This is a genomic window from uncultured Thiodictyon sp. (assembly GCA_903837595.1).
In the GTDB taxonomy this organism is placed as follows: Bacteria; Pseudomonadota; Gammaproteobacteria; order Chromatiales; family Chromatiaceae; genus Thiodictyon.
Map to the genome: position 1 here is coordinate 1 of CAILVI010000520.1, position 25892 is coordinate 25892.

Genomic DNA, 25892 nt, shown 5'->3' on the forward strand with positions numbered 1-25892 from the left:
CGACCACGCCGAGACCATGCGGCGGTTTGGTTATCTCGAGGCGTGATGGCCCTGACCGGGCCGCACACCGGCGGCTGCGATCAACGGTTTCGATTCTCATTCATCATGGATCATCGTGTATGTCTGGCCTGTATGGCGAACTCTCGCTCACGAACGCGGCCCCCACCCGCGAGGCCATGGCGGCGATGGACCGGGCGATGGCTGACTGGGGGCCGGATGGCGCCGGCCAGTGGCAGGATGGGCCCTTGGCGCTGGGGGCCCGCTTGCTGCGGGTCACGCTCGAGGATGCCCACGATCAGCAGCCCCTGATCGAGCCGGACCTGGTGCTGGCGGGTCATATTCGCCTGGATGCACGCGAGGCCCTGGCCCGCGAACTGGGGCTTGAGTGCGCCGACTGCCGCGTGCTTCCCGACAGCCGACTGGTAGCCCTGGCCTGGCGGCGGTGGGGCGAGGGGTGCGCCGAGCACTTGCTGGGCGACTGGGTCTGCGCCATTTGGGACCGGCGCCGCCGCTGCCTGTGGATCGGGCGCGATGCGGCGGGTAATACCTGTGTGTACTTTTGGCGCGATCCCCGGCGGCTGGTGTTTTCCACCAGCCTCAAGGCCGTGCTGGCCCATCCTGGCGTCCCGCGGCAGCCCGATGCCTATCACATCGCGCGGTTGCTGACGAGTTTTGTTGACCCGGGCGAGGCGGACTCGACCGCCTATGTCGGGATTCGGCGCCTGGCGGGCGGGCACGCCCTGCGCGCCGGGGCCGCCGGCAGCGGGGCCTACCGCTGGTGGCATCCGCACGCATTGAGCCAGTTTGAATCCGCTCCCGCCGAGGAGTATCTCGGCGCCTTTCGCGACCTCTACCGCCGGGTGGTGAACGACCGCTTGCGAAAGGACCACCGGCCAGTGGCCGTGATGCTGAGTTCGGGGCTGGATTCCAGCTCGGTGGCGGCCTTCGCCGCGCCCGCCTTGGCCGCCGGCGGCGAACGGCTGCTGGCCTATACGTCGGTCCCCTGTTTCGCGCCTGATGGCGCTAAGGCGACCCGCCTGGGCGATGAGGGTCCGCTGGCACGGGCGGTTGCCGAGCACATCGGCAATATCGATTTCATCCCGGTCAGCGCGGCGCGCGTCAGTCTGATGGCGTCCTTGGAGCGGCTGCTTGAGATCCACGATCAGCCGCAGAATACGGCGGCTAACTACTATTGGATGCTGGAAATCTTGCGTCAGGCGCAGCAACGTGGCGCCCGGGTATTGCTGACCGGTCAGGGCGGTAATGCCACTGTCTCATGGACCGGCACCGGGGATTTGCTGCCCGACCTGCTGGTCGGTCGCTGGGGTGTGCTGGTGGCCGCGTTTCGCCATACCCCGGTAGGCCCCGCCCGCTTGATCAAGCGGCAGCTCTTGCAGCCTATCCTGGACTCCGCAAGGCGGACGCTCCTGGTGCTGCGCGGTCTTGGTCCTGACGCCTGGGGCGGTTACTCGGCGATCCACCCGGCGCTGGCGCAGCGCGTCCAACTGTCGCGCCGCATGCGCGCCGTTGGCCACTCTCCCGATTTTTCCGTCGGCGCTCAGGACCGCATGCGGTTTCGCTTGGGTATCGCCAATTCGGCCGCGTTGGGGGCCACGTGGATGAACAATGGTGCCGCCCATCAATTGGATGTCCGCGACCCGACGCGGGACCGCAGACTGATTGAATTTTGCTGGCGGATACCGGACTGGGTCTTTTGGTCCCATGGGCGTCAACGTGCCCTGATCAGCCGCGGCCTGGCCGGCGACCTGCCGGAGCCCGTGCTGCAGGGCGTGCGCCGGGGCCTCCAGGCGGCCGATATCGGCCACCGTGCAAAACAAGACGGCGCGCTCATAAAGGATGCGCTCACTCGCTTGGAGAGACATCCGTTGGCCGGCGAGTGGCTGGATATTCCCAAAATGCGCGACATTTATCACCGGCTGGAACGTGACGTGAGCCCTGAAACCACCGGTGCGGTGACGTCTATCCTGTTGCGTGGCCTGGGAGTGGGGCTGTTTCTTGAGCGGTTTTGAGTCGGCTGGCGCCGGCGCAACCCAGCCACCGCGAAGTGCAGGTCAACCTGGCATCCGGCATTCGGAGCGAGCCGCATTCACCAGGCGCCGCCAGACGGCCACCGACGCATCGCGGATGTGCCGATGGGCGACAACGCCCCTCGCGGCCGTTGATCGGCCACGGGGGAGCAAGTGGACTAACCGCTGGGACGCCGCCCGGTTGAATGGCGCAGCGCGCTCAGGACATCACTAGAGACGGACTACCCCCGTCGGACCAAACGCCGATCGGCCTGAATTCTGTACCTTGTGGCAGGGAAAGGCGTTGGCAGACAGGTGCCTGGTAAGGCTTGCGGCCGGCAGTCTCAACCGCCACGTGCCCGTTGCACATCGCTGATGGCTGTTTGGGTGAGAAACTGCCGGTGGTAAGGGATTCGTCTGTGTGGGTCATGGGTGCCTCCGGGAAAATAGTCCAGCGATCAATCCAGCGTGGCTAATGATAGACGCTTTTGGGGCGTCTGGCATCTGTCTTTAAGTCAAATCCGTGTTGGTGTCGCCGCTGCCAGCCCGGGTGTGAGCGTCACCCGGCCCCAGGCGGCGACCCCGTTCGATCAGACGGCGGGGTCCCGGTCCCTTCCCGCCGCGCTGCAGGCCGATTCGGGTTTAGGTTACGGCCGCGCGAAGGTCGTCACTGCACTCGCCGCACTCCAGCCGGCGGTCAGGTCACCAAGGGCGTAGATGCGATAATTGTAGCTGGTGCCGCTGGTCTGTTCATTGAGCGGGGCGGGGCGCGAACAGACGGTTGGACCGCCGGGGAGGGCTGGTGTGGTGGCGGCGACGACGGTACCACCATAGCCCGGGGGCGTCGCGCTCGCGAGTGATTCGCAACCCGCCTTGGTTTGGGCCACCGCCATATCAACCACCAGATGGTCAAACGGTGCGGTGCGTGTGACCGGCCACCGCTGGGCCCACATGCCCCAGTACGGTGTGGTGTTCGGGGCCGGCCGGTTGTAGTGAATCACATACCTGATGGTGTTGCCCCAGGTCGGGCTGCCGAAGTTGCTATCGGTCGAGCGTGCGGGGGGCGAGATATACATGGTGTTGCCGACGAAGTTCACGGCCAGGTCTGAGGTGTTGATCCGCACCGAGACCGTCGCCGGCGGTCCGGCGGTGGGATTGACGGTGATCAGGTCCAGTTTGTCGTCGTTGTTAATGTCGTACAGACTGGAGTAAGCCGCGCCTGACCCCTGCACAAAATTGACCATCCTACCACCCGCCGAGGTAAACCCGCCGCTCAAATTGCCGATCAACATGTAGACGCGATTCAGCGCGGCGTCGGTCAGCACGATGTCCTGAATGCCATCGTCGTTGACATCCGCGGCTAGCACGGCACTGGGTGCACCGAAGTTGACAGGAACCAGCGCGGCCGTGCCGAAGCTGCCGGCAGGACCGGGGGACGCGCCGTTATTCTTCAGCACCGAGGCCTTGCCGAGGTTGGGGTCGACAGTGACGATATCCTGGTAGCCGTCGCCATTGAAATCCGCTACCGCCACCGATGCCGGGGCCTGGCCGCCGAGCGGGTAGCTCGCCGCCGCCGCGAACGTACCCAGGCCAGTCCCCAGGAGGACACCCACCGTCGAGTTGCCATAGTTGGCGGTGATGATGTCGAGGTGGTTGTCGTTGTTCACGTCGGCCAGCACCACCCAGCGCGGGTTGGTGGCGGCGGAGGCCGGGGCCGTGTCCAGTTGGGTGCCGTTGGCCGGGAAGGTCCCATTGCCATTGAGCACGCCGAGAAAGACGCTGACGGTCTTGGCGGTCGAATTGGCCGTGACGATGTCGAGCACGCCATCTTCATTCAGATCGCCGAGGGCGACCGAGGTTGGGGTCGTGTTGATGCCGGTGCTGTATTCGACATGGGTGGGGAAGTCGCCGCCGTTCCCATTGGCCAGCAAGACGGACACGCTATCGGCGCCGGACCCTGCGTTGACCGTGACGATGTCGTTGAAGCCGTCGGCGGTGCCGCCGCTGACCGGCGTGTTATTGAGGCTGCCGATGACCGCCTGGTTGGGCATCAGGCCGGTCGTGTAACTGGCCTCGGCCTGGAAGGTCCCATTGCCATTACCCAGCTTAATGGTCACTGAATTCCCGGTGCTGTTGGGGAGCACCAAGTCTGCGAACGTATCGCTGTCAATGAGACCGAGGGCGAGCGTGTTGGGTGTCGGTGTGATCGTGAAATCGGTGATTGGGGGGCCTAGGGGGCTTACGGGGCCAGTGAACTTAGGGTTCGGGCCAACGGTTTGCGCCGCCATCACCAAGGCCGGGATTGCGAGTATGGTGCCTCCGGCCAGGAGGGTCGTGAGCGTCTTTCGGCGCTGCCAGGCAGCGGGGGTGCGAAGCGCTTTCTTGGGCATGATAGTCTCCCGGCTGGGGGTTTGGGTTTCTCTCTTGCGTGATTGAAGCGTCCAAGCCCAGTCCTTCGCGGCGGGCCTTAAGCAGGTCAATGAGGCCGACCGGTTTCCTGCGGCCGTCCGCAACGGTGTCTTGCGTCTCTGAACATCGTGTCTGACACGCCCCGGTCGCAGCCCCGGGCGGCGCACCTGGACTAACCGTTGGGGCGCCGCCAATTGATTCAATGAGCCGGCGAGTTCAGCACCAGCCGCCGGACGGTGTGCCCCCGTCGAAGTGCCCCTGGTCGGCTGGCCTTCTGGACCGCCGTGCCGCGAAATCCGTCGCTCCGTGTTGGCGTCGCCGTCGACCAATCCGGGCTTGAAATGCGGGGTGTCCTGTACCATGCTCTGCGCCGTCCATAGCCATTTGAGAGTAAACCCGATCATGACCTTCAGCGTCCGTGCCTCGCTTGTCAGCCGCTATGCCGCCGTGGCCCTGCTGGCTGGTTCCATCACCGCTTACGCCGATGTCCCGGCCTTCGGTCCGCCGTCGGACCTGAGCTTCAGTGGTGACAGTCTGCACCTGGTACCGCCCAAGGGTGCCACGGTGACTCATTACGCGATCCAGTACACGACGCAGGCGCGGCTGGCCGCCGGCGAGCGCTGGGGTGTCTGGGCCAGGCGGTGGCCGGCCAGCGTGCCCGCCATCGATCTGGCCGCCGCCCAAACCAAGGCCGGTTGCGAGTCGCAGGGCCCGGGCGCTGAATGTAACCGCCCAGAGGGCCTGGGCGAACATGCCAAGGGTCAAACCTTCATCTACCGGGTCTATGCCAAGGTCGGCGACCAATGGTCTGCTGCCAGCCCGAACCTGAGCGTTACCCGGCCCTAGGGGGCGACCCGATTCGATCAGGCGGCGGGGTCCGTCCCGCCGCGCTTCGCGCCGATGGGGTTGAGGTTACGGCTGCTGGGTGAAGGGCGTTGCCACACTCGCACTCCAGGCAGCGTTGTTGGTGCCGCCTTTGCCAATGGCCCAAATGCGATAGTCGTACGTTACGCCGGTTGTCTGCTCAAGGAGGGGGGCGGGGCGCGAACAGACGGTTGAACCCGCCGGGAGTGCTGGGGCCGGGCTAATGGAGGCTATGACGCTACCGCCATAGCCCGGGGGCGAGCCGGCCGCGCCATTTTGGCAACCCGCGATCGTTTGGGCGACCTTCATATCGGCAATCAGGTGGTCATAGGGCGCGGTGCGTGTGACCGGCCACCGCGCGGCCCACTGCCCCCAGAATGGTAGATAAGGGGTGTTGTTAGGGGGGGTGCTGGGCGAGTAGTTGTATTGAATCACATACCGGGTCGTATCGCCCCAGGTGGGGGAGCCGAAGTTGTTATCGGTCGAGCGTGACGGGGGGTTGATATACATGAGGTTGCCGAGGAACGACACGTACAGGGACGAGATATTGATCCCGGGGTTTACGAGGGTGGGGCCCACGCTGACGACATCCGGTTTGTAGTCGTTGTCGAGGTCGCCCACGGCTGCGTAGGTGTCGGAGGCTGTCCCCGTCGAGGGCGAGGCTATGTTGAAATTGATGCCGTCACCCGTACCGAGCAGGGGCTGTGTGCCGCCGGTGCTCTGGCCAGCGACGATGTCTGGAATGCCGTCGTTGTTGATATCGCCAGCGACCACTGACGTAGTGGATAGGTTGGGGAACGAAAATTGAAACTTTCCCACCGTGTCAAAGGTGCCCTTACCGCCGACGCCGTTCCCGTTATTCAGGAAGATGAAGACCGACTTGCTGTTCGCGGTCGCGTCGGAAACCACGATGTCCGGGAATCCGTCCAGATTGAAGTCTGCCGTCGCAATCGACGTGGGCGTTGAGGTGCCGGTCGAGTAGTTCACCGCCGCCGCGAAGTCGCCGCAGCCGTTGCCCAGCAGGACGGCGACATTCTTGGTGACCCCGTTGGCGACCACGATGTCAGGGTTGCCATCGACATTGACGTCGGACACGGCCACCCATTGCGCGTTCCCGTTCGTCAACAGTAGGGTCCCGGTCGCGGGGAAGGTGCCGTTGCCATTGAGAACGCCAAGAAACACGCTGACGGAATTGCTGCTCGAGTTGGCCGTGACGATGTCGGTCTGGCCATCCCGATTGAAATCGCCCAAGGCGACCGACGTCGGAAACGTGCCGGCGCCCGCGTCGTACTCGACCGCGGTATTGAAGTCGCCGTTGTTGCCATTGGCCAGCAAGACGCTGATGTTATGGCTGCCATGGTTGGCCGTGACGATGTCGAAATAGGTGTCGTTACCGGTGCCCGTGGTGTTGACCTGGCCGATCGCCGCATAGTAAGGATTGGCGCCGACGTTGCCGTTGAGGATGAATGGGATTGGTGTTGCCGAGAACGTCCCATTTCCACCGCCATACCGAACGGTCACGATGCTCGTCCCGCTGTTGGGTAATACCAGGTCAAGAAAGTTGTCGGTGAAGGGGTTTAGCTGGCCAAGGCTGGCCGATCTGGGAGCCCCGGTGACGGCAAGGCCCCCCCCCGACTTCTGAACATAACTCACCGTCGCGCCGGTCGCCGTCGCCACGACCGGGACGCCGAGCAGTGCCCCCCCCAGCCAGGAGGGTTGCGACCGTGTTGCGGCGCGTCCACTGATGCGGGGGGCGAATGGTTTTCTTGGACATGGCATTACTCCTGGCTGGGGTTATACGTCTCCTTTGAGTATAGCGCAGCGGAAAAAAAAGGCAACCGCCGTTGTGGTTCCACCGCAATACCAGAGTTGCGCGGCGACCTCCCCGACCCCGCGTCGCTGTAGTCATTTGTCCTGCGAAAGATAATTTTTAATGGTTTTCTTGTAATACTTCGACGTACACATTGGGCTGTTCGCTCGTACCCTTGCCACCGCAGCCAACTCGCACCCCTCCCAATTGGCCATTGCTGACGGCCGGAGCGTCGGCGCGCTTGCCCAGCGGTCGCTCGCCAGTGACGCCGTGGTGTCAGGGGTTGCGCTCGCGCTGGGCGGCGATGTCATGGGCGAAGAGCCAGGTCCGCGGCAACGCCGCCTCGGCCGCAAACTCGTCACGCTCCACCCGCGCCGCCACCCGTAAGGCGGCCGCGCGGGCGAACTGCCCGATCGCCTGCTCCGCCTCGCCCAACCGGTACAGCACCTCGCCGTGCCAGCCGGCCAGCCGCGCCGACTCCGGGAAGAGCACGCTGGCCTGCGCCAGCAGGGCGGCGGCGGTCGGTCCTGCCAGGGGTGCCTGTTTGAGCAGGCGTTCCACGGCGTTGCGCACCGCGGTCAGGGCCGGCGGGCGCTGCAGCATACTCAGGGTCGCACCCATGCGGGCGAGCAGGGCGGTGAGTTCCAGTGCGGCCGGCGCCGGGGGGAGTCCCTCGATGGCCATGAGGACCAGCGGGTAGCAGTGCGGGAACCGCACGATGGCCTGGCGCGCATTGGCGCTGCGTTCGGCGTGGTGGGTGACGGCGTCCAGGCGCAGCAGGTACTGCCAGCCGGGCAGATAGTCGGGCGTGGTGCTCAGGGTGTCGCTCAAGGTGCGCCGGGCCAGGGCCGGATCGCCCCCCAGCAACTGTGCGCGGGCGAGTTCGCTGCGTGCCTGGGCGCTGGCGGGCATGAGTTGCAGTGCCTGCGTCAGGTGAGCGTGCGCCGCCTGCGGTTGTCTCAGGTCGTTGCACAGTCGCCCGGTGGCCAGCAGAAACTCCAGGTGCCGGGGTTCGCGCGCCAGTTCCGCCTCCAACTGTTGGCGCTTGGCGGCGGGTTCGACGGCGGGATCGGCGAGCGCCGCGCGCGCGGCATTTTGGCTGGGCGACAGGGTCACCGCGAAATAACCGTTCTCACCGCCGCGCTCGGATGCGCCCAACGCGCGATACCACGCCAGCCGCTCGCCGATATGATCGGTCAGCCGCCGCTGCCGGCTGACATAGTCATAGGCTTGGGCCCGCAGTTGCGCCCGGTAGGCGTGGTCCTGATAGAGCCGATCGAGCCCGGCCACGAGCTCGTCGGGGGTGCGGTAGAGCAGGCCCGTCTCGCCGGGCCGCACCACGCCGCGATAGGGGTCCAGGTCGGCATAGATGCCTACCACCCCCTGCGAGGCATATTCCAGAAATTTCACATCCGAGCGGCAGCGGTTGTACTCGGTGGGCAAGAGCGGGGCGAGCCCCACGTCGAGCCCGGTGAGAAAGGTCAGATAGTCGGTGAGTGAACCGAAGTCTTGGAACTGATAGCGCTCCGCGGGCAGCTCGAAGAAGGCCTTTGCCGTGGTATTGGTCATCACCGCCAGGCGGGCGTCCGGGTGCCCGGCCAGCCAGGTGGACAGCACCGGCGCCACCGCGAACCAGTCCGCGAAATGGCCGGGCGATCCGGCCCAGCCGAGCGTAAAGGGGCGCTTGGGCGGCGCGGGCAGGGGTGCCACCTCAACCAGTTGGTTGGCAAAGACCGCGACCTGGCGGGCACCGCGGTGCCGCCACCGGTCCGCCAGGGCCGCGGAGCTGGTCTGCACGCCGTCGGCGATCACCAGGAGTCGGGCGTAGAGTTCGGACACCGTCTGGTCGCTCCAGGCCGCGCCGATCGGGCTCCAAGTCTGCAGGTCGAAGAAATAGTCGTTGGCCTCGAACACCGTGATCTTGCCCGCCCGGCGCCGCTGTTCGCACAGCGATACCAGGTCCCAGTCATTGAAGAACTGGATGACCACCACGTCGGCGGTTTCGATCCATTCGGCCACGCGCGGGTGGGCAAAATGGGCGTCGATCGCGGTCACTCCCGGTATTGCGCCGAGTGCCCGGCTCGGGGCATGCATCCGGTATTGCGCGTCGCCATCGACGCCAAAGTCACATAATTGAACGATGAGCATGGTACTTGCGTGTTTCCGCCGCAGGGGTCATTACAGATGAGTGGTGGCATGGCGGCCGAGCGGTTCCCAGGCACCCACCCGGCCGGCCACCACGCGGACCACCCCGTCGAGCAGGTGGCGGATCTCCTCGTCGCGGTGGGTGACGATGAGCACCGTCATGCGGCCATGCAAGCGACGCAGGGCCTCGATGACGATCTGCTGATGTGCTCGGTCCAACGCGCTGGTGGCCTCGTCCAGGATCAGCAGTTCGGGTTCGCGCAAGAGCGCCCGGGCCAAGGCCAGGCGCTGCTTTTCGCCGCCGGAGAGCCGCACGCCGCGCTCGCCCACCCAGGTATCCAGGCCGTGCGGCAGGCCCTGCACGAAGTGGGCGGCGGCGGCCAGCTCCAGGGCGGCCAACAGCCGGGCGTCATCGGCATCCAGCGCGCCCCAGGTCAGATTGGCCCGAATGGTCCCGTCGAGGATGGCGCAGTCCTGTGGCACATAGGCGAGGCGCCGCCGCCAGGCGGCATCCGCCCTCAGGGGCTTACCGTCGATCAGAATGCTGCCGGATTGGGGTTCGTTCAGCCCGCTGAGCAAATCCAGTAGGGTGGTCTTACCCGAACCGGTCTGCCCGATGATCGCCGTGGTGCGGCGGGCTGGGATGAGCAGATCAGGTATTTCAATGGCCTGGCTGCCATTTGGGTGTCGGTAGACGATCTGGCTCAAGTGCAGCCCGGCGGTCAGGGTGACGCTGCCGACGGCGTTCGCCGACTCATCGCGATGCGCGCGCAGTCGCGTCACCCACGCTTGCCAGCTGGCGAACGCGGGTGCCATGTGCCAGAGTTGTTGCAGTCCCATGTGGATGCCGGACACCTGCGGCAACGTGCGCGAGAAGATGGCGATCAGCACCAGCAGGTTGGCGGCCGGCAACTGGACCCAGACCAGTGCGGCATAGGTGAGTGCGGCCAGCGCCAGCGACCCGCCGATCCGGAACGCCAGCTGCGAGCGGGTGCGCACCTCATTGAAGGCCAACTGGTGTTCGCGAAGATGGGTGGTGACCTGGGCGAATTGGCGCTGGTAACCGTTTTCCTCGCCATGGATCTTGATCAGCTTCAGCGCGCCCAGAAACTCTTGGATCTCGCTGAACAGTGCCTGGTTGGCCCGGCTGAGCACCGTGCCGCTCTGCTTGGCCATATCGCGGGATCGGCGCAGCACCCACCACAAGGCCGCCCCGGTGAGCAGGGCCAGTCCGGTGACCGGCGGCGACAGTTGGAAGGCCACGACCAGATAGACCGGCAACAGCGCCAACTGGGTGAGTAACAGCAACAGGTGCAGCGTGCCATTGCCGACCCGGGCGACGTCGGTGGTCAACACGTTCAGGAACTCGCTGCTGTGGTGCTGGGCGAGAAAACGCCAGCGCGCCCCAGCCAGGGCGCCAAACAGCGTGTCGCGCAGATGGTCGACGAAACGCAGTTGCAGGCGTTGCGAGTGCCGCTCCCGCAGCAGGCCAACCACCGCTTGCAGGGCAATCAGGCTGACGAAGAGCCCCAACATCAGCAAGAGTTTGTAGGTCGGCGCGAGTCCGTCCAGCGTCTGCGTCAAGCCGGCGGGCAGGGGGAGCGACAGGGCGGGGCCCGCCGTGCCGCCGAAGACGCCGGCCAAGGTCAGCAGGGGTAGCAACAGCATGAGCCCCAGTCCTTCCAGGACGGCGCCGGCCAGGTTCAGGCCCAGGGTGAGCAGCGCCGCCCGGCGATCGAAGCGCCAGAACTCGGTCAGGAAGGGGCGCAGGCCTGCCGGTTGACTCATAAGGATAGGATCATCAAAAACCTGGTACGGTAACGAAAGCACTCCACGATGGCAAGTCAGGCCGACACTGCATGCTATGCTGCGCGGTTAAGATGGGCGTCAGGCAAGATTGGCTTAAGGAGCAGGCGCAGTGGCGAGCGATCGGTATTGCAGGTTCATGACCATGGTGCGGCGCAAGGCGGGCGCCTGGCAGCGCATGCCATGGTCCGAGAAAGGCTGGTTTTTGGTGGCCTATCCGCTGCTTGGTCTGGCGCGCCTGGCCTTGCTGAGCGTGCCGTTTCGCTATATTGCGCCCCGGCTGGGGCAGCGCCTGGAGAATGTTGCCGTCATACCGCTGGCCACTGGGCGGCAGATCACCCAGGCCTGGCATATCGGCCGGGCGATCCGCATCGCCGCCTGCTATACCCCCTGGGAATCGAAATGTCTGGCGCAGGCCATGGTCGCACGGGTGTTGCTCGGGCTGCGGCGCCTGCCTTACGCGCTCTATCTGGGGGTGCGAAAAGACGACGCGGCCGGTATGGCGGCCCACGCCTGGGTCTGCACCGGTGCCGCCGCTGTCGCTGGGGGGTACGGCTTCGGTCAATACACGGTGGTGGGGACGTTCGTGTCCAAGGGGATTGCGCGCGGCCAATGCACCGAGGTGGGGAAAACGCTTTAACCATATTTCTTCGCGGGGCTTGGCCTGGCGTCGGCGGGACACAAAAAACCGGCCTTAACCGGTTCATTCGATGCGGGAATGTGCTCGGGGTGACAGGATTTGCACCTGCGACTGTGCTGCATCCCGAAGGCGGCGCCTGATCGTCCTGCTGGACGCGCCCGGTTCCCCCCGCTGCGCTCGGAGTCGGCGCCCTGACGCCGACCCTGTTCCGCCCAGTGTGCCGACGTCAGTGCCTCGGCTCCGGCCACTCTCGACCGTCCGCCGCGGTGGGCACGCCTTGGCCCATGCGCTCCGCGTTGTTGACCGGAGCCCGCTGAAGCATCGTGCTTTCAGGTGACAGCGGGGCCTTCGCTGGGCGCAACCCCGTCGGCACCGGGCGGCGCATGCCCACCCAAGGCATCCATCCGCGCCTTGAGCTTCTGCCCCGGCCGGAAGGTCACCACCCGGCGGGCGGTGATCTGGACCTCCACGCCGGTCTTTGGATTGCGCCCCGGGCGCTCTTTCTTCTCGCGCAACTCGAAGTTCCCGAATCCGGACAGCTTGACCTCTTCGCCACGCTCCAGGGTCCTGCGGATCTCCTCGAAAAAGCGATCGACGAGGTCTTTGGCCTCGCGTTTGTTGAGCCCCAGTTCCTCGCACAGGTGCTCTGCCAAGTCGGCTTTGGTCAAGGCCATCCTCTCACTCCCATCATCGTCGGCAGAAATAGACTCAAGGCGAGGCCCACAGGTCCCGCGATCCAAGCCGCTGCTTGGCCAACAAGTGTATGATAATAGGTCTCAAAAAAGCAATCGGGACTTATCAGCGGCCCCCGGCCGCGAGGCCCCGCCCGCTGCCGACTTCGCCGCCTTGGTCCCGACCGACTGGGCGCGCCAGGTCAAGTGCGCAGGCACTGGCGGCCTTCGTCGATTCCAACGAAATCCCCACGTCCCGCCTTACAGGGGCCGCCGGACTCCGACGCAGGCGGGTCTGAGCCGATCCATCGCTCGACCGGGAACCGATGGCGACGTGCGGACGTTGCGGGGGACCGGAAATCGCCCGGACGCTCATCAAGCCAACACCCAGCGTGGACGGTTCCGGGAGGTCCGGGGCCGCCAAGCCACAGATGCTGCCGCGGCTGAAGACATCTGCCGCCCATTCCGGTCGATCGACCGATCCCGGCGAGCGGCCGCTCACGGACGCGTTCCGGTAAGAACCGGTCGGTTTCTCACGCGTCTTGGATATCCGCTAGCTGTCCCTGATATCCCCCATTTGCCCTGCTCGGCTTGCACTGCGCACGTACCTAAGAACGTCTTATCGCGATAGGATTGCTGCCATGAAACAGATTGTCGTAGCGATGTTGCTGATGCTCGTGACGTTAGCTGGTTGCCAACCGGCAGAGCGGACTACATCGTCTTCCTTCTGGCTGAAACAGCAGGGCGCGCCTGCTGATACAGCAGTCATCTTCATGCATGGAGTGCTAGGAGGTTCTAAGGAGACCTGGAAAAGTCCATCAGGCATTGAGGGTTGGCCTGACATCGTTCTCAACGACCCGCAGATGATTCGCGCTGACGTGCTGTCGGTAGGCTATCGTTCTGAGCCGCTTCGAGAGGCATCAAATATCGAGGAAATCGCTGTCCGAACGCTCAGGTCCATTCGCGACGAAGGGGTGTTTAAGAACTAAGAAAACGTGGTTTTTGTGGCCCATAGCATGGGCGGGCTGGTCACCAAGAGAATGCTGAAAGTCTTGGAGGGAGACGATTCGAAGCAGCTAAGACAGGTTAAGGCGGTCATTTTCTTCTCCACTCCGGCACACGGCTCCGATGTGGCGGCAATCGCAAACTGGGTCAGCTCGAATCCTCAGTTCGGTGATATGCGTCCTTCAGATTTTAATGCTTTCCTACAAGTCTTGGATAACGATTGGCGAGACTTGCTACGACATCGGTCCGTTGATAATCCATTTCCTCGTGCTTTTTGTGCGTATGAAACGCTTTCCACCGCGTTCCTTAAGATAGTTCCAAGGTCGAGCGCGGAGTCGGGGTGCGATGAAACACCAGCAGCCTTCGATAGAGATCATTCATCTATTGTCAAACCTACGTCGGCAGACGATGAGGTACACAAGTTCTTGCGGGCACGCATTGCGAGTACCCTGGAACCAAGACTTATTCCACAGGAGGTCACCGTCAAGCTGGTCAAAGCGGATGGCACGCTACTCGATGACGCGGCAGTGTTGCGGAGCGGTGAACAATATTCACTGCAGATCTCCTCTCGCCGGTCCGCGTGGTTCTACGTGTTCAATTCGGCTTCGTTGGGACTCTAGTTGCAGGAGAAACACTAAAATTCGTCGCCTCGACACCAGAGCAGGACGAAATTGAATTGTTTGGAAAGAGAGTAGAGCCAGGAGAGAATATCGGTGGCGTGCGAGTGCTGAGCATGACAACCTTTGCCGCGCGTTACCTACTTTCCGGCCGCGACCTCGATGCCAATCGTATTTGCACAGCGATCCTGAAAGGTAGCAGTATGGAAGAGGCTCGCAAGTTTGCACTTCAGTGTCTCGCTTCTACCGCTGTCACGGCTGGACGTTTCGACGAAGCAGAAGCCATTATCTTAGCTCTGGTTGCTGCTTCTGCGCAGCTACAGGGGGAAGAAAAGCTCACGCATGTGAGGAATCTTTTCATGCTTTCTCGCCTCTACCGGGCGAGAGGATTTCTCGTACTTGCGGACAAGGTGCTGGCGCAACTTCAAGGGATTCTTGACAATGAACTAGTGCCTAGAGTTCCTCAAGAACTATTGAATCCTCAGCGCAGGCGAGAATTGCACAAAGCCTACAGTGATAAGCAGTTGACTATTAAGGATTATTTGGATGGTTTGGGTCGGGAGCGTGAGCAATTGATTGCCCGGGAGGATTTATTGAATAGCCCCGAGATTGAACGACAGATTGATGTGCTGCACGCCAATGAGAAGGCGGCGCTTAACGAAATGAACGATGTTACTGAGCGGATCTTCGCTAATGCACGTGTGGATGCGGCGATTGAACTTTATCTCTTGGTCCTGCGAACGAGATGGGAGCTTTCACAGTCAGTGGGTAAAGATGATCAGGGTTTTGATCTGCTACAGCGCCTCGCTCAATTGCTGAGGCAGTATAATGACAAATTGCTTTACCCCGTCGAGGCTCTCGCCGGCTTTCGGTACCTCGTGCGCCAAGGGCAATATGAGCAGGCCCGCAGTTACTTGGCTCTTGCGAGAATGGTGGCGAAAGCCGATATAGGCTTCCCTTTCGATCCACCAGAGCCTTTGCCGAACGTCTTCAACAATCCCGCTGCCGAGTCGCTCTTCGGTTCTGTGAACAGGAGTGGAGTCGCAGCCCGCTCCATGGGTATGCTCGCTCATGTCTATATCGAAGAGGGAAAGCTTGATGAGGCGCGCAGGTTCATCAACGCTGCGATGGCTGGTGCCGTCTTTGCGTTCGGGAAAGATAGTGAACAAGTGGCAGCGTTGCGGTATGACCTCGCCCGTATTGATCGGCGGCAGGGGAAGAATGCGGAATGCCTGGCGGGGCTGATGTCTGCATTGTCGCTAGTGACCGCAGCAAATGAAGAAGCAGCGCTGTTGCCAGGCGGGCGGACGGTCGAACTGATGCAGTCGCGCGAAGGAATTCCGCTTGAACTGATCGATGTTCTCGTCGAACATCCCGCGCTGCTGAACAAAAGGCAACGCGACGAAATTCTTTTTGCAGCTTTTCAGTCCATGCGCCGTCCAGCCGTAGAGTCTGCGATTGCCGCTGCAAGCATAAGGCATGATCAGATTGACCCAGGCAAGAAAGCGTTAGTCGATCGCTACTTGGCGGCAGGACGCAATATTGTAAACATTCGAGCTGGTTACGCGAAACTGAGCGCTGGCGAGGGGGCAGGCGCTGGCTTGTCCGACGCACGGGGTAAACTGACGGCTGAACTCGAAGCACAACAGGCTTTGCTCAAACAGCTTAGCGCAGAGCTCGCAGCATCGGGAGACAGTGACACCACGGGACTGGGAAAACCCCAGACTCTGGAGAATGTCGAGACCGGATTACTGGAAGGCGAGATGCTGATACAGTTTGCGTTCAGCGCTGAGCGGGGATATGTCCTTGGCACCATGCGGGGCCGGCAGGTCTTGGGGGTTGTGCAACGAGGGCGTGCATCAGTTCGAAGTGATGTTGAAGCATTGCTTCGTGAGCTGGCACCGATTGGCCACGAGCAGCAGCCAGAAGGGAGGGGCTTTCCGCTGGATAGGGCCTTGGGACTCTATCAAGAGGCTCTTTCCGGAATCCTCGACGAACTGAGCGATGTCAAGCGCTTGATCTTTGTTGCCGATGGGGTATGGGAGGGTCTGCCATTTGGTGTCCTTGTTCGGAAAGTGCCAAGTCCAACACTGACTGTTCCCGACTACGATCAGGTGGACTGGCTGTTCCGAAAGTATGAGATTGCCTACCTCCCATCGCCGGCAACGCTGGTGAAGCTTCGAATTCAGCGTGGTTCGCTTGCTCGCAAAGACATTCTCGGAGTAGGCAGTCCAACAGGGCCAGTGCCTATGTCTCCCGTGCGCGGGGCGTATGTTGCTTCACTGCTACCGCAACCGACCGTGTCAGAAAAGTCCGGTTCGGTAGCGGCTGGAGAACTCGAGCAAATCCGCACTTTGGTTGGCCCGAGTCGTGCGAGGATTCTAGTGGGACCGCAGGCGACCAAGTCGTTTCTAAGGCACGCAGGAATTGAGAATTTCAAAGTCCTGATATTTGCTACTCATGGCTACCTCGCATCTGAAATCCTGGAGATATCAGAGCCAGCGCTGCTCATGACTGCAGAGGCTGGCGCGAATCGGCCTGATTACCTTACGGCAACTGATATCGCCTCAATACGACTTGATGCAAATCTGGTGTTGCTGAATGCTTGTAACACCGCGGGAAGTGATGGCCTGCCAGGTTCGGAGGCGCTGACTGGTCTTGCCAGCGCTTTCTTCTTCGCGGGAGCAAGATCCCTCATTGTTTCGCTTTGGCCTGTTGAAGATGACACAGCGACGAGCGTTGGGGTGGAGACGATGCGCCTTGCAATTACGAAGAAAAATGCGGGCGTCGCTGCATTACTTCAGGGCGCGATGCTTCACGCATTGCTTAGCGGACCTGGGTATATGAAGCATCCTGCCTATTGGGCTCCGTACGTCGTGGTGGGCGATGCCGTGGTCGTCCCGCTTGGCGATAAGGTGGATCGTGCCTCGGCGTCAATTACACGATGATGTGAAAATTGCGTTATCCGCGGCCGTGATGGTGCCAGCAGCGGCGCGGCATCTGCCAGGTCAAGACTGGCGGGTACCTTCAGTAGGAACCTGTCCGAGACGATGATCTTGTCGGAATACCCGCCATAGGTGGGCCGGTGGTCGTGCCGGTCGACGCCGTTGTACCTGTAGGTTAAGCCCTCTTCGCAATACTGTTCGAGCCCCTGCTCACAGGCGTTGCCGTCGATGCGTTGCGCCATCGGGGCTAAGATGGCGGTCGGTTGCGGCCGCTCGTGGACGCCCCAGTGTGAGGAGGGGGCATGACGGACCTGCGCCGTCACCGCCGGCGGTTGCGCCGCACCGACCGCGAAGCTGGCAGCGGACGCCAACGCCGCTTGAAGTGGAGACGATGCCATCGTTGGCGCCGAGCACGGCGGCGCGCAGCCGGCCGATGCGCTTCGCGCGGTGGCGTTGCGTGTCGTCTGGCAATGATCTCATGGCGCGATGATCAGACTGCGAGCCTTTTGACCCACGCGACATAGCGGTCTATCCATGCCTGCATGAACGTCCTGCTGTCGGTCGCGATGTTGCCGGCCTCGTCAAATAATCCTGCCTTGACCTGGAGGAAGACCTCCGGTTGGCCCAGGGTCGGTACGTCGAGGCACGCGAGAATGTTGCGTAAGTGCTGTTGTGCCAAGGCCGTACCGATAACGCCGACCGAGACGCCCAAGATGCCGGCGGGTTTACCCGCCCAGGCACTTTGACCATAAGGGCGCGAGGCATGTTCATTGCTAACGGCAGTAGGTAAACCGTGTTGATATCAGCACGGCGGGGAGCAAAATATCACAAGCAGTCAAATCGGCTGCGCAGCGGGGTAGGGGGACTTGCCGCGCCGCCATCAAGTGCAATCATCGGCGACCTGCTGCCTTGCCCCGTCCGTGGGGGGCGGACGGCTGCAAGGCTAAGCGGCTACCGCTTCACGCGCTCTTCTTAAGGTCCTCCTTGAGATCACCGACGGCGGCCTGAATCCTGCCGGTGTTCTTTTGGGCATTGCCCTTGATCTCCACTTCCTTATTGCCGACCGCGTGGCCGGCGACTTCCTTGATCTTGCCCTTCGCTTCTTCGTAACGGCCTTTGACTTGATCTTTGTTCATGTGAGTCTCCTGGTAGGTAGCAGATCATGGCCAGTGTGACCGTGACCCGGGAGTTGGTCGCCAACATGCCGGCAATGACCGCGTGATGGCGCATCCATACCCCGTTACTGGCAGCTGGGCCGACTGGGCTCGGTTGCCGAGTCCAGTCGGTGCCGTCCTAGTGGTGACGCTTGACATCCGCGGCATAGTCGCCGATGTCCGCCAGAACCTTGCCGGCGCTCTTCTGGGTATTGCCTTGCTCTTCCAGGTCTTTATTGCCGACGACATGGCCGGCGACTTCTTTGATCTTGCCCTTCACTTCCTCGACGCGGCCTTGGACTTGTGCTTTGTTCATGGGAATCTCCTATTGGCGTATTGAGCCGTGACCACTCTGGTCATGACCCGAGCGTGGAAAGCGTGTTTCCCTCGCTACAGCGATACCCTACACAGAAGAGCGAACACGCTCAGTGCGGTACCGCACACCGACCCAGTGGTCTTGTCGAAACGGCTGAGCTATGTCGACAGGCCTAAGTGGGTGTACGAGAAGCGCTAGAAGGTATGGGTGGCGTCGACGTTGTAGCTTTCCGGCGCCGCCAGCGCGGCGCCGGTGGTGGCGGCGAAGACGATGGCAGCGGACAAGGTCGTCAGAGGCGACAGGCGCCCTGTTCAAGCGCGTTGCAGCGGTTTCATCAAGACTAGCGAAGGCGCGGGCGGCTGCGGTCCGGTTGGGCGGGAGCCCCTAGTGATGACTGCTCGAAATGGACATACGGGCCGGCCTGGGGTAGCGGGCGGCCCAAGGCGCTGCTTGTCCGGGCGGGGCCGATCCGTGCGTGTCGGTCAGGTGCAGCCAGATCTCGTTGCGCCGCATGAACCACGGTGTGAACGGCGGGTTTTAGCGCGAGTAGACTGGTTCCTCCGACCAGGCTAGGTCGGCGGCGCGCAAGGCGGCCTGCAACTTCGCCAGGTGTTCGCTGCGGTTGGACTCCGACCAGAACGCCATGGATGGTGCAGGCCAGTGTCGGGATTGAGCGGGTTTCAGATCTGTTGCGCCACGCCGATGTGGCGACCACGCCTCGGGGCTATGCCCATCTTCATCCTAAGCGATTTAGCCAAGTCCGTCGCGGTGCTTGATCGTGCGGGATCGAACGGTTTCACGTGCGGTCATTCGTCCATGAATCTCAACGAATGTCTGTCCGTAACCTACCGTACGCAATCAGGACAATCAGGAATTTGGTCGGGGTGACAGGATTCGAACCTGCGACTTCTGCCTCCCGAAGACAGCGCGTAGAGATAAAGTGCATAACAATCAATGTATCGCGCCGTCGCCCCCAGCCCGAGCGCGTCTCTACATGCCAGCAACCGCCTGATTGTGTCGGTACGGTTTCACGTCAGTTTCACGTGGCCCTGTGTCCGCGCAACGCCAGTAGTACCACCAAATACCCCTCCCTAGTCAGCCCGTTCGGCGGCTGCAACGAGCGCAACGCCCGCCACTCGATGGAGCGGATGCTCAGGCGTTCACAAAGAAACTCGTCGCCGGCCAGGCTCGCGAGACCGACCGACGTCTTCCGATCCGCCATGATGTGTTCACGGCTGATCTCCGTGTTCGCCAGTGTTTCCTCGCTTTCGCCGCCCATCAGCCAATGGGCGCTGACACCCAGCTCGTGCGTCAAGGTGTCGAGCATCTCGATCGACGGCGCTCGCACCCCGCGTTCCATGCCGCTGATGTGGGATTGGACTACCCCGCAACGGTTGGCCAGTTCAGTCTGGTTCAAGCCCGCGGCTTTGCGTGCCCGCTTCAGCCGGGCACCGTTCAACACCACAACGTTGCTCTCGTTCATATGCGTAGCATGAACGAAAACGGTTCTTGCGGGAACGTGTGGAGCAACAAAGACAAAGCGCGCCTCGATATATCTCTGAAAATCTTTGTCAGTATCCAGTATATCAAGGTGTCAGGCAACCCGCGCGGGCCAAGTATCATTAAGTGGAGTAGCGGATGATCTCCGAGACCCCCAGTGACCAGGGCGCGGGTGCGATTGTCGGCGCCAATGTTCGCGAAGTCCGCCAGGCCCTCGGGTGGAGCCAGGTGACGCTCGGACAGAAAACCGGCTTGCGCCAGGGCTATATCTCCGCGATTGAGCGGGGGGAGCGGTGTCCCTCGTTGGAGCGGCTGTTGGACCTGGCTCGTGCTTTCGGCGTTGCGCCGGCGCGGCTGCTGGTGGTGCCCACGGGCAAGGGCGGGGCGGGGTAGGGCGTGGATACAGGGCTCGCCACTGGCGTGAAGGTTGGGCTCACGGAGCCGTTGCGGCTACGGTGGTCGGACCTGCCTGTGCCGCGCGCTCCGACGGCGCCGAAAAAGGTCTCCAACGAGTTCGAGCAGGTCGGTCAGGACGACCTGCTTCAGGGGGCCGGTGCGGCCGGTTGTGCCCCGGTCTTGGCTGCGGGGCGAGCGGCCGAGGACGCGCTGCCATGACCGTTCAGTGTCGAGGGGCGCCGACGTCAGAACCCGCCGATGAGCGCGACTGGGTAGACGCGGATCGCGATCTTGTGGGTGACAGGATAGCGGATGAAACCAAGATCGTACCCCGCGACGGGATCGTGCGAAAATGCGCGACCGCTATCCATATGTCAGGCAACATCAAATTATCGCAGCGCCGCGCACTCAATCTATTGCTGTATATGGCGCTACCGCATATGCCGCAGCGCACCCGTCACCAGGTCAGTCTTAACGCCCTGGCCTGGGCCATGACCGGCGATAGTCGCGCTTCTCGCAATCTTCGCACGATAATACCTGACATCAAGGCGATGATGCAGATTCTGGTTGAATGGGATGTGCTAGGAGAAGACGGCGGGGTAGACGAGTGGGAAGGCATGACCATCGTTTCCTGGGTTCGGATCAATCGGGCGGACGATATTGTCGATTACAGCTTTACTCCGGAATTCCAGGTACGCGTTCAGAACAACGCCAGAGTGGCGGAAATCGCGCTTAAGCGACAACTGGCGTTCCGGTCGATTCATGCTTTAGCATTGTATGAGCACACCAGATATTACCTGGAAGATAAGAGTACGCCATGGACGTCGATCGCGTCCTTGATGGCGATCATGGGGCTAAGCAAGAATAAATATTATCAAGATTTCAGAAGGATGTCGGAAAAGATAATCAAGCCAGCGGTGTCAAGTATCAATGAAACGTCTGATATCGAAATAGCAATGGAGGTGCAACGGAAAGACAAGGGTGAGGTTGTCGGTGTCCGATTCGCAGTAGCGCGGAAGGTCAGTATTGATGATGGCGCTAACGTGATCATGGATGCGGACCGACTGAGGGCGAGTGGTCCGGCCGACGCTGTGAACGACGGCGATCATCCAACAGCCGTCATGGCGGTGAGGCAACAGGAAGTCGAAGATCAAAACTCGCCGAATGACAATCTGGCAGTACGATTGCGGTTGGCAGAATATGCGGTTCCGGAACCGCGAGCGCTGGACCTGATGCGAAAGCACAGCGCCGCAACGATTCTCTCTGCACTGGTAGCGGCGGATAATTGGCTTGCGGATTTGAAAGCGCAAGGCCGACCAGTCCGGAGTAAGGCTGCGGTGGCATACAAGGCGATAGCCGAGAAATGGGTCGGGGTGGCGCGCACCATGGTTAATCTCCCCGAAAAGGCCGAACCGGTCAATGCCCCCACCCCCGCAAGACCTCCGAAAACGCCGCGGGACCGCAATAACGTATGGTGTGTTCAGTATCTGGATCGTCTGTCCGCCGAAGACCGGCAAACGACGCTGGCGGCGTTCGTGGTCTACCTGGGCGATCCGCAGCGGACCATCATCCGAGCGGCCTATCGCTCCCATGGGTTGGAGAGTCGCGCTGTCCTGGCCGAACTGCAAGCCTATCTGGGGTCCATCGGAGTAACAGCCCCCAGCGCGGCCCGATAAGTCTCCTGGGACCGTTCCAGGCGGGCCGGGAGAGCAAGGGAGCGTCGCGCTCATCCCGAGTTGGAGATTCCCGTTCGGTGGCCCGCTGGGCTCAGCCCTTGGCTTGGCGGCGATTCCAGCGAGGTGACTGCTGCGCAACAGTCCGATCGATTGCCGGCCCGGATCGCTCGTGCGACGCCCGCAAAAGTGTATGGTAAGTCCAGTTTAGCCTTGCATGGTTCTGGTCGTCCAAAGCCCCCCCGGATGGCCTTCCACCGTTGAAAAGTCGCGTTTAACCGATCCTGGCCGACTTTGGTTCGCTTAGCATCGGATAACAGTGCAATTGCCTGACTTTGTGTGTAGTGGTAAGGTTGAGTCTGCGGTAGAAAATTGCTGGCCGCGACGGCTTGCCTGTCCTGCGACCTGATCGTAGACCACGAAGAGACGCGTATCCAATGCCGACTGAACCCTGGGCCTCCGTCGAAGATGTCTCGAACCACCTCGGCGTCGCGAAGGACTCCGTGTACCGGTGGATCGACCTCAAGGGGCTGCCCGCGCACAAGATCGGCCGGCTCTGGAAGTTCAAACTCTCAGAGGTTGACGACTGGGTACGTTCAGGTGGTGCCGTCGACCAGGCGTCCGAGGAGTCCAGAGGGGAGGATCGTACGTGACGCCGCCCTCATTCCACATCGATTTCGAGCGACTGCTCAAACTCCGGCTGGCGGTCGCTCGCCACGGGGAAATGGACGCGGCCGGCTGGTGGAACACCAAGGGCATCCTCGGCCGCCATGGCGCGCTAGCGCTCAAGCGCGGCTTCCCATCGACTCACTATTTTGCGCAAGCCCGGATCGCCTTCGCAGTCGCGCGCAGCCGTTGCCAGGAACTCTTTGATCCGCCGGGGTGCATGACGCTCTGGCATCTGCCCGCGGAGGTTGAAGATCAGTTTGAAGAGCACTGGCAGGCCTGGTTGGACCAGGGCGAGCGGTGGGGCGCCTTCTTCGAGACGCTGGCGGCAGCGGGCGGGAAAGACCTTCTTGCGGAACTCGTCGAGTTTAGTCTCGTCGATCAAAGCCACCTCGACACGGTTGCCAAGCTGCGCCGGTCGGCCGAGGGTAGGTCGGTCCCCTTGTCCGGAACCTGCCGGCCGAGCGACGAAGTCATCACGCTACTGGCGGCCGGCTTCGCCAGAGGCGAGCGCGGTAACCCGGCGATTCCCTATGCGCGGCTCGAGGACTGAGCATGGGGGCTCGACTCAAGGTTTCTTCCTGCCTGGCCATCAAAGGCTCACTGATCGATGAGACCTATGCTGTGTTCCGCGGCTGGGACTATGCGGTCTCGAAAACCGAAAATCTCAAGCGCGCTCGCCAGGAAAACACGATCGGTGCCAAGAGTGCCAATTGGGCGCAAAATGTGTCCTGGGCAGTCAGCCGTCGCTTCGATCCTGCGGGTCGCGACCGCCCGCTCGTGGAGCTTGCCAAATCGGGGTGTGACCGGGAGGTCTGGAAACCGCTGCTCCTCTACCACCTGACCCGCGACGAGTTGCTCGTCCGCGATTTCCTCGTCAGCTGGCTCTATCCCCAGTTCAGCGCCGGTGCCTACCGTCTGCGCGCCGAAGATGTGCTCCCGTACCTGCATAGCCTGAGCAAGAGGAAAGGCATCGAGTGGTCAGTCAACTGGAGCGAGGCCACGACCGAGCGCGTGGCGTCAGGCTTGTTGCGGCTCGCCGTCGACTTCGGGCTCCTCACGGGCACACAGTCACGGGAGTTTGCCTCCTACCACCTACCGGAACAGAGCTTTATGTACCTGCTGCACGCCATGACGGACCGCGAGGCGAACGCCCGGCGTATCATTGATGCCGAGGACTGGCGTATGTACCTGATGGATGCCGCCGACGTGGAGCGCGAACTCCTGCGGCTGCACCAGTTCCGCAAGTTGCACTACGAGGTCGCCGGCAGCCTCGCCCAAATCAAACTGCCCGCGGCATCCGCGGCTGAGTACGTGAGAGAGATCGGCTGATGCCCGACTGGACGGAGCGCCTGACCCAGCAACTCGAACCGGTGCTGAAGCAGCCTGACCCCCGGCAGCAGCTCAGCGCCTACCACGACATGCCCTATGCCATCTTCCGTTATCCGCCGGAGGAGGAGTTTGGCGTCCGCCGGCAGGTCTCCCTGTTGCGTACGCGACTGGAACAGTTGGGCAAACGGGTCACGGTCATCTCGCTGGCGGAATGCCTCGCAGCCGCCCTGGAAGCGGAAGGCATGGGGCCCGCGGCACTCATCGACGCCGAAAAATCGGTGGGTCTGGCGGTCACGGTCGACACCATCTTCCAGATCCTGAGCGAGTACCAACCCCTGGACGAACTGGTCGCCCGCCGCATCCCCAGTGACGCCGACCCCCTGCGCGACCTGGTGTTCATCGTGCGCGCCGGCGCGCTCTTTCCCATGTACCGCACCTCAGCGCTGCTGGAACAGCTCAAGGGCAAGGTCCATGTGCCCGCCGTCCTGTTCTACCCGGGCGAGTTGGACGGCGCCGCGGGTCTGCGGTTCATGGGTGTGTTGGACGCCGAGCACAACTACCGGCCCAAGATTTTCTGAGGACCCGCGTTATGACCGTCGAGAACATCAAGGACCTGTTCGCCAACGACATCGACCGTCGTATTGAGGAGGTCATCAAGGTCGATCAAGCCGACGAGACGATCATCCGCGACGAACTGGCCGAATACATTGTCACCGACTCGATCCGCGCGCATTTTCTGAAGATCTTCGACCACTACCTGACCACCTGGCAGAAGCCCAACGAAGGGATCGCCATCTGGACCTCGGGGTTCTTTGGCTCGGGCAAGTCCGGCTTCGCCAAATACCTCGGTCTTGCGCTGGCCAACCGCGACATCCTCGGACAGGGTGCCGGGGACTTGCTCGCCCAGCGCTGCAAGGACACCAAGGCCCAGGTCCTGCTGACCAACATCGCCGAGCAAATCCCCACCGAGGCCGTGATCTTCGATGTCTCCACGGACCGTGGCATCCGCACCGGCAATCAGAGCATCACCGAGATCATGTACCGGCTCTTCTTGCAGAGCCTGGGCTATGCACGGGACCTGGATCTGTCCGAGTTGGAGATCACCCTGGAAGAAGAAGGCCGCCTCGACGGCTTCAAAGCCAACTACCGCGAGGTCTTCGACAAGGACTGGGACTACGAGAAGGGCAAGATCGCCACCGCCGTCCAACACGCGAGCCGCGTCATGCACGTCATGGACTCGGCTACCTACACGACGGCCGACAGTTGGCGCGAATCGGCCATGAAGCGCGCCGACATCACCCCCGGCGACCTGGCGGCCCGCTGCCTGGAACTGATGTCCCGCCGGCGGCCCGGCAAGAACCTCCTGTTCGTCATCGACGAGGTGGGCCAGTTCGTCGCCCGCGACGTTCAGAAGATGCTCGATCTCCAGGCGGTCGTGCAAAGCTTCGGGCGGGTCGGGCGCGGCAAGCTATGGATACTCGTCACCTCCCAGGAAAAGCTCACCGAACTGGTGGGCGGCCTGGACGATCGCCGCGTCGAACTCGCCCGTCTCATGGACCGCTTCCCGTCCGAGCTTCAGGTCCACCTGGAGCCTTCAGACATCTCGGAGGTCACCAGCAAGCGCGTACTCGCGAAGAACGCCGAGGCCGAAAAGACCCTGCGGGAGCGCTTCACCGAACACCGCGGCCGGCTGACCGACAACACCCGCCTCACCGCGGACATCACGCTGCCGGAACTGACGGCCGACGCCTTCATCGACCTCTACCCGCTGCTCCCCTACCAGATCGACCTCATCATCCAGATCGTCTCCGGTCTGCGGACCCAGGGCGGGGCGAGCAAGCACGTCGGTGGCGCCAATCGCACCATCATGAAGCTCGCCCAGCAATTGCTCATCCACCCGGACGTGGACCTGGCCA

General features: G+C 62.4%; 22 protein-coding genes and 1 pseudogene. 14 read left to right on the plus strand and 9 right to left on the minus strand.

Going from position 1 to position 25892, the window contains the following annotated elements; all coding sequences use genetic code 11:
- Positions 1-119 precede the first annotated feature (119 nt).
- Positions 120-2030: an asparagine synthase-related protein gene (locus QZY44_RS31360; protein ID WP_295456876.1), complete on the plus strand. Its 1911-nt coding sequence runs from the start codon at positions 120-122 to the stop codon at positions 2028-2030.
- Positions 2031-2674: 644 nt separating this feature from the next.
- On the opposite strand, the gene QZY44_RS31365 is transcribed toward QZY44_RS31360, so the two are convergent.
- The gene (locus QZY44_RS31365) at positions 2675-4417 is read right to left on the minus strand and encodes a VCBS repeat-containing protein (protein WP_295456878.1); all 1743 of its coding nucleotides are present in this window, start codon (positions 4415-4417) and stop codon (positions 2675-2677) included.
- A gap of 421 nt (positions 4418-4838) precedes the next feature.
- Here QZY44_RS31365 and QZY44_RS31370 point away from each other — a divergent pair, with 421 nt between their 5' ends.
- Positions 4839-5282: a hypothetical protein gene (locus tag QZY44_RS31370; RefSeq protein ID WP_295456880.1), complete on the plus strand. Its 444-nt coding sequence runs from the start codon at positions 4839-4841 to the stop codon at positions 5280-5282.
- 66 nt (positions 5283-5348) lie between these two features.
- Here QZY44_RS31370 and QZY44_RS31375 read toward each other — a convergent pair whose 3' ends face one another.
- From QZY44_RS31375 to QZY44_RS31385, 3 genes are all read right to left on the minus strand, one after another.
- Positions 5349-6977, minus strand: a complete 1629-nt coding sequence (locus QZY44_RS31375; protein WP_295456882.1) for a VCBS repeat-containing protein — start codon at positions 6975-6977, stop codon at positions 5349-5351.
- Positions 6978-7386: 409 nt separating this feature from the next.
- Positions 7387-9258 (minus strand): glycosyltransferase, encoded by a 1872-nt coding sequence (locus QZY44_RS31380; RefSeq protein ID WP_295456884.1) that lies wholly within the window; start codon positions 9256-9258, stop codon positions 7387-7389.
- A 30-nt stretch (positions 9259-9288) separates the two neighbouring features.
- Positions 9289-11043: an ABC transporter ATP-binding protein gene (locus QZY44_RS31385; RefSeq protein WP_295456886.1), complete on the minus strand. Its 1755-nt coding sequence runs from the start codon at positions 11041-11043 to the stop codon at positions 9289-9291.
- A 130-nt stretch (positions 11044-11173) separates the two neighbouring features.
- On the opposite strand from QZY44_RS31385, the gene QZY44_RS31390 reads away from it, so the two are divergent.
- A complete protein-coding gene (locus QZY44_RS31390; protein WP_295456888.1) occupies positions 11174-11701 on the plus strand; it encodes a lasso peptide biosynthesis B2 protein in 528 nt (175 codons plus the stop codon).
- A gap of 329 nt (positions 11702-12030) precedes the next feature.
- Here the strand turns inward: QZY44_RS31390 and QZY44_RS31395 are convergent, their stop codons facing one another.
- Positions 12031-12375, minus strand: a complete 345-nt coding sequence (locus tag QZY44_RS31395; RefSeq protein ID WP_295456890.1) for an integration host factor subunit alpha — start codon at positions 12373-12375, stop codon at positions 12031-12033.
- 638 nt (positions 12376-13013) lie between these two features.
- Here QZY44_RS31395 and QZY44_RS31400 point away from each other — a divergent pair.
- The 3 genes from QZY44_RS31400 to QZY44_RS31410 are packed head-to-tail and all read left to right on the plus strand — an operon-like array spanning position 13014 to position 16942.
- Positions 13014-13361 carry a hypothetical protein gene (locus QZY44_RS31400; RefSeq protein ID WP_295456892.1) on the plus strand — a complete coding sequence of 116 codons (348 nt, stop codon included), beginning with the start codon at positions 13014-13016 and terminating at the stop codon, positions 13359-13361.
- A gap of 27 nt (positions 13362-13388) precedes the next feature.
- Positions 13389-13997 carry a hypothetical protein gene (locus QZY44_RS31405; RefSeq protein ID WP_295456894.1) on the plus strand — a complete coding sequence of 203 codons (609 nt, stop codon included), beginning with the start codon at positions 13389-13391 and terminating at the stop codon, positions 13995-13997.
- The gene (locus QZY44_RS31410) at positions 13958-16942 is read left to right on the plus strand and encodes a CHAT domain-containing tetratricopeptide repeat protein (RefSeq protein WP_295456896.1); all 2985 of its coding nucleotides are present in this window, start codon (positions 13958-13960) and stop codon (positions 16940-16942) included. The genes QZY44_RS31405 and QZY44_RS31410 overlap by 40 nt, the downstream gene beginning before the upstream one ends.
- Positions 16943-17429: 487 nt before the next feature.
- Here QZY44_RS31410 and QZY44_RS31415 read toward each other — a convergent pair.
- The 4 genes and pseudogenes from QZY44_RS31415 to QZY44_RS31430 all read right to left on the minus strand — a co-directional run.
- A pseudogene (locus tag QZY44_RS31415) lies at positions 17430-17699 on the minus strand (NAD(P)H-dependent oxidoreductase); the annotation flags it as partial.
- 199 nt (positions 17700-17898) lie between these two features.
- The gene (locus QZY44_RS31420) at positions 17899-18075 is read right to left on the minus strand and encodes a CsbD family protein (protein ID WP_295456898.1); all 177 of its coding nucleotides are present in this window, start codon (positions 18073-18075) and stop codon (positions 17899-17901) included.
- A gap of 157 nt (positions 18076-18232) precedes the next feature.
- Positions 18233-18409: a CsbD family protein gene (locus QZY44_RS31425; RefSeq protein WP_295456900.1), complete on the minus strand. Its 177-nt coding sequence runs from the start codon at positions 18407-18409 to the stop codon at positions 18233-18235.
- A gap of 1039 nt (positions 18410-19448) precedes the next feature.
- Positions 19449-19892, minus strand: coding sequence for a helix-turn-helix transcriptional regulator (locus QZY44_RS31430; protein ID WP_295456902.1), 444 nt, complete (start codon positions 19890-19892; stop codon positions 19449-19451).
- Positions 19893-20047: 155 nt separating this feature from the next.
- Between QZY44_RS31430 and QZY44_RS31435 the strand changes: the two genes are divergently transcribed.
- The 8 genes from QZY44_RS31435 to brxC all read left to right on the plus strand — a co-directional run.
- Positions 20048-20302, plus strand: a complete 255-nt coding sequence (locus QZY44_RS31435) for a helix-turn-helix transcriptional regulator (protein ID WP_295456904.1) — start codon at positions 20048-20050, stop codon at positions 20300-20302.
- A gap of 3 nt (positions 20303-20305) precedes the next feature.
- Positions 20306-20524, plus strand: a complete 219-nt coding sequence (locus tag QZY44_RS31440) for a hypothetical protein (protein WP_295456906.1) — start codon at positions 20306-20308, stop codon at positions 20522-20524.
- Positions 20521-21981, plus strand: coding sequence for a replication initiation protein (locus QZY44_RS31445; RefSeq protein WP_295456908.1), 1461 nt, complete (start codon positions 20521-20523; stop codon positions 21979-21981). Before QZY44_RS31440 ends, QZY44_RS31445 begins: the two co-directional genes overlap by 4 nt.
- A 434-nt stretch (positions 21982-22415) precedes the next feature.
- Positions 22416-22631: a helix-turn-helix domain-containing protein gene (locus QZY44_RS31450; RefSeq protein WP_295456910.1), complete on the plus strand. Its 216-nt coding sequence runs from the start codon at positions 22416-22418 to the stop codon at positions 22629-22631.
- Complete coding sequence (locus QZY44_RS31455; RefSeq protein ID WP_295456912.1) at positions 22628-23197, plus strand: BrxE family protein; 570 nt, start codon at positions 22628-22630, stop codon at positions 23195-23197. The genes QZY44_RS31450 and QZY44_RS31455 overlap by 4 nt, the downstream gene beginning before the upstream one ends.
- A 2-nt stretch (positions 23198-23199) precedes the next feature.
- Positions 23200-23976: a BrxA family protein gene (locus QZY44_RS31460; protein WP_295456914.1), complete on the plus strand. Its 777-nt coding sequence runs from the start codon at positions 23200-23202 to the stop codon at positions 23974-23976.
- Complete coding sequence (locus QZY44_RS31465) at positions 23976-24554, plus strand: BREX protein BrxB domain-containing protein (protein ID WP_295456916.1); 579 nt, start codon at positions 23976-23978, stop codon at positions 24552-24554. The genes QZY44_RS31460 and QZY44_RS31465 overlap by 1 nt, the downstream gene beginning before the upstream one ends.
- 11 nt (positions 24555-24565) lie before the next feature.
- The coding region (gene brxC, locus QZY44_RS31470; protein WP_295456917.1) for a BREX system P-loop protein BrxC at positions 24566-25892 on the plus strand (1327 nt) is incomplete at its 3' end.